The following is a 4,422-nucleotide window of genomic DNA, read 5'->3' on the forward strand; positions in this document are numbered from 1 at the left end:
ACAAGTTGTACTAGGTCTAGTATCCTCTAAAACAGGAAAACTTGAAAGTAAGGAAACTATTATAAGAAGAATAGAAGAGGCGACTAAATACCTGGATTTAGATCAAATATGTTTAAGTCCTCAATGTGGCTTTGCGTCTACAGAAGAAGGTAACATTTTAACTGAGGAAGAACAATGGAATAAGATTAGGCTAATAAAAGAAATAACAGAAGAAATATGGAAATAATAAAGGGGCTCTTGATATTATGCTTTAATATCAAGAGTTTTTTATAGAAATTATGATACAATATTATAACGTGCTGTTACAAAAATAAAACAAGTTATTTAATAAATTATTTGTTTTATTAATTTATAAAAATAAGTTTTTTTATGAAAATGTTTTAAAATTAAGATAGAAAATATATTAGGGGGAATGAAAACGATTAAAATAGAGTTAAATGCAGCTCAAATGAAATTTATAAAAGAATTAGAAATAATTAGAAGAACTGCTGATAAAAATGATTTTATTGGATTAAACTATTATCAGCCACAAAGAATTATGAAAAATGATATTCAAGAAAATATAGAAAGAAATAGAGAAAATTCTACTGGTTCACCTGGAAATCCTTCCTTTGACGGAGTATATAAAACAGTAAGAATGGAGGATAAAGAATATACTAAGTGGGGCTGGGAGATATCACCAGAAGGTTTCCTAGATGGATTAAGACTCTTAAAAGAAAGATATGAAGATGTTAAAATATATATTACTGGAGATTAGTAATGTTTAGCTATAATAAGATACAAAGTTTAAATGAATTGGAATTATCACTTTATAACTATATAATGAAGAATAGTGAAAAGGTTGTTTACATGAGAATTAGAGAATTAGCAAAGGAGGCTCATGTTTCTACTACCACTATTCTTAGATTTTGTAAAAAGCTAGATTGTGAAGGTTTCACAGAATTTAAATTAAAATTTAATAATAATAATGCATGCAGAAGACCAATTAATGTCTGCAGAAACAATAAAGGATCTTGCAATTGAGCTAATTGAAATGAATAAGACTATTAAGTCAATTAGCAAATAAAATAAAAATTATATTGAGTTTTAGGATAACATAAACAGATATTGTAATCTGGATATGTTATCCTTTTACTTTTATAACTGGAAATATAAAATATTACTGTAATTTTGTACAAAAAATATTGCTGATTTTGTGTGTTTTAACCATTGAATTAAAACGATTACAGATGTATAATCTAAATATAAATTAAATATGTTTTTAGATAATATATTTAATTTATATATTTTTCTCGACGTTTCGGAAACGTTTCCGAAAATAGTATTCTTTTATGGGGGAAGATTATGTATGGGCTAAGAAATTCTTTTGATAAGATAAGAAATGAAATACAGATCCCATTTAAAATAAGCGAAAAGGATGGCACCGTAATTGCTGATTTTCTACAAAGTAATAGCAAAGGAATAATTAGCAGCATATTAGAAATGCCAACAGAAGAATTAACTTTAGAAACATATGAAACTTACAGCCATTGTTTGAGCTTATTAAAATATTGCTTAGAGCAGGAACTTAAAAATACAGTAAAATCTAAAGAAGAAATAATAAATGATTTAATTAAAGGAAGGGAATTTTCAGAGGAGCTTCTTAATGAAGTCATAAAGTACAAGCCTTTTAAATTGATTCTAGTATATTTCGAAAATGAAGTTCAAAAGGCAGTAAAACTATTACAAAAGAAATATTTTAATGATGATAGCATTATATTAACTAAGGATAAATATATAATTATTGTAAGTAAAAATAATCTTTTAGATAAAGATATTGACGAAATATTTGCTGTATTAGAAAGGGAATTTAATAGAAAAGCTTATATAAGCTTCTGCAAAATAGAAGAATATAAAGAATTAAAGGAAAAATTTGAAAATTTAAAAAGCAATATTGAAATATGTTTAAGATATAATTTAGAAGCAAGGGTTTATAAGGAAAATTCATTATTATTAGAAAGAATTATTAGAAATTCAGATAAAAGCTTTGCAAATAGAATTTTTAAGGAATATGATGAGAAGTTTTCTAAGCTAGATGAAGATTTAATAAAAACTATTGAAGTATTTTTTAATGAAGGATTAAAAATAAGCGAATCAGCAGACAAGCTATATATCCATAGAAATACCTTATTTTATAGAATTGAAAAAATAAAAAAATTAATTAATTATGATATTTCTAATTTTAATGATGCTGTTGAATTTAAAATACTATATCTTTATTGGAGAGAAATGAAGTTCAACAAAATTTTTTAGGATTTGTCGGAAACGGTACCGGAAAGGATGCCTGTAAAAAAATACAAATTAATTATGCTAATAAACCTTAATAAAGGGTTAAAAAATATATAACAAAAAATTATGGGAGGAATTTATTATGGGAAAACGTTCAAAATTATTAGCAGTCGTACTTGCAGGTGCATTAGCTGCAACATCACTAGTTGGATGTGGTGGTAAATCTGGCACAGATAGTAATGGAGGTGGAAGTGGAGAAAAAACAACTCTTACTGTTTGGTCACACTTCACTACAGCTGAAGTTGAAGAATTTGATAAGATAGCTAAGGCTTGGGGAGAAGCAAACAATGTTGAAGTAACTGTTGTTGAAGACCAAGGAGATTTCCAAGCAATGATCCAAGCTGCTCAAAGTGATAATGGTCCAGATATTATTTTAGGAGTTCCACATGATAATCTTGGAACTTATCAAAAGGCAGGAATAACTGCTGAAGTACCTTCAGGATTAGTTTCAGCTGATAAATATACTTCAGAAGCAATAGTTGATTCTGTAACTTTAGATGGAAAGATTTATGCGGTTCCATTTGCTCAAGAAACAACTGCCTTATTTGTTAATAAAGATTTAGTAAAATCAAACCCAGCTACTATGGAAGAATTAGTTGAAATGGCTAAGGAAGTTGGATTTGAATATGATATAAATAATTTCTATTTCTCATATGCCTTCTTAGCTGCTAATGGTGGATATGTATATAAAAATAATAACGGTACACTAGATCCAACTGATATAGGGCTTGGAAATGATGGATCTGTAAAGGGATTACAATTCCTAAGCGATTTAGTAAATAAACATAAATTAATGGCTGCTGATATTAATTCTGATATAGCTAAGAGCGATTTTGCAGCGGGAAAAACTGGCTTCTATATTTCTGGACCATGGGATGTTCAAACTGCTAAGGATGGCGGAATAAACTTTGAAATAATTCCACTTCCTACTTTAGAAGGTAAGGCACCTCAACCATTAATGGGAGTTCAAGTTGCTTTTGTAAATGCAAATTCTAAGAATCAAGAAAGTGCTTGGAAGTTAATGGAAGAATTTATTGCTAAGGGTCAAGATGTTATTTACAATACTGGACATAGAATACCAGTAGATAAGGATTATGTTGTAGATGATGTTTATACTAAGGCATTTATGGAACAAGCTAAAACTGCTAACCCAATGCCAAATATCCCAGAAATTCAAGCAATGTGGACACCTGCTAATAATAACTTACAATTATTATCAAGTGGGCAAGTTGATGCTAAAACAGCTGGTCAAAACATGGTGGATCAAGTAAAAGAAGGAATCAGCCAATTACAATAACAAAGGTAGGAATTATATGAGGTGCTGTCGCACAAGTTGAAATTTAAGATGTAGGATTAGGATCCTTCTTTATTCTACATTTTATATCAAAGGGGTCTGCGACAGCCCCTTTTATAAAATAAAGGAGGATTTTTAAATGGGCATGAAAAGAAAAAGTCGTAAAGCTTATTTTTACTTAGCTCCAGCACTAATTTCAATTTTAATATTCACAGTAATGCCAATAGCTGCAACTATATATTATGCGTTTACTGATTATACTCTATATTCAAAGGGAAATATCAATCTAGTTGGAATTAAAAACTTTATAGAAGTTTTGAATGGTCCTTTTAAACAAACCTTTTTACCTGTATTTGGTTGGACTATGATTTTTGCAGTAGTATCAACATTAGGTTGTTTCTTCTTAGGCCTAATAATAGCTCTTGTATTAAATAATAAAAATATGAAAGAAAGAAACTTTTATAAAGGAATATTAATAATTCCATGGGCTTTGCCAGCAGCTGTAGCAATTCTATCCTTCCAAGGGCTTTTAAATGGAAGCTATGGCCAAATAAATAATTTCTTAATGAGTATAAATTTAATAAAAGAGCCAATAAAATGGCTTACTGATCCTACTTTAGCAAGAATAAGTATATTAATGGTTAATGTATGGTTAGGTTTCCCTTATATGATGAATGTATGTTTGGGATCCTTAGCAGCAATTCCAGAAGTATATTATGAAGCTGCTGAAGTAGATGGTGCAAGCAAATGGAAACAATTTACAAGCATTACTTTGCCATCCTTGGCTAAAACTGCTTATC

General features: G+C 29.0%; 4 protein-coding genes and 3 pseudogenes. All 7 read left to right on the forward strand.

Annotated elements, in window-relative coordinates:
• Positions 1-226 (forward strand): annotated as a pseudogene (locus KQI16_RS11420) (5-methyltetrahydropteroyltriglutamate--homocysteine methyltransferase); the annotation flags it as partial.
• A 201-nt stretch (positions 227-427) separates the two neighbouring features.
• Positions 428-748: pseudogene (locus tag KQI16_RS11425) on the forward strand (family 1 glycosylhydrolase); the annotation flags it as partial.
• An 11-nt stretch (positions 749-759) separates the two neighbouring features.
• A pseudogene (locus KQI16_RS11430) lies at positions 760-954 on the forward strand (MurR/RpiR family transcriptional regulator); the annotation flags it as partial.
• Positions 955-988: 34 nt separating this feature from the next.
• The gene (locus tag KQI16_RS11435; RefSeq protein WP_286173095.1) at positions 989-1,066 is read left to right on the forward strand and encodes a hypothetical protein; all 78 of its coding nucleotides are present in this window, start codon (positions 989-991) and stop codon (positions 1,064-1,066) included.
• A 278-nt stretch (positions 1,067-1,344) separates the two neighbouring features.
• Positions 1,345-2,292, forward strand: a complete 948-nt coding sequence (locus KQI16_RS11440) for a PucR family transcriptional regulator (RefSeq protein WP_216434573.1) — start codon at positions 1,345-1,347, stop codon at positions 2,290-2,292.
• Between the two features lie 118 nt (positions 2,293-2,410).
• On the forward strand, positions 2,411-3,625 hold the full coding sequence (locus KQI16_RS11445) for a sugar ABC transporter substrate-binding protein (protein WP_216434575.1): 1,215 nt from the start codon (positions 2,411-2,413) through the stop codon (positions 3,623-3,625).
• Between the two features lie 136 nt (positions 3,626-3,761).
• Positions 3,762-4,422 (forward strand): carbohydrate ABC transporter permease (locus tag KQI16_RS11450; RefSeq protein WP_216434577.1); only part of this gene is annotated, 661 nt, incomplete at its 3' end.

Source organism: Caproiciproducens sp. MSJ-32 (assembly GCF_018918055.1).
Lineage (GTDB): Bacteria > Bacillota > Clostridia > Clostridiales > Clostridiaceae > Clostridium.

Excerpts from the sequence above, each read along its gene's own strand:
- KQI16_RS11435 (WP_286173095.1), top strand. The coding sequence starts at position 989 with ATGTCTGCAGAAACAATAAAGGATCTTGCAATTGAGCTAATTGAAATG.
- KQI16_RS11440 (WP_216434573.1), top strand. The coding sequence starts at position 1,345 with ATGTATGGGCTAAGAAATTCTTTTGATAAGATAAGAAATGAAATACAG.
- KQI16_RS11445 (WP_216434575.1), top strand. The coding sequence starts at position 2,411 with ATGGGAAAACGTTCAAAATTATTAGCAGTCGTACTTGCAGGTGCATTA.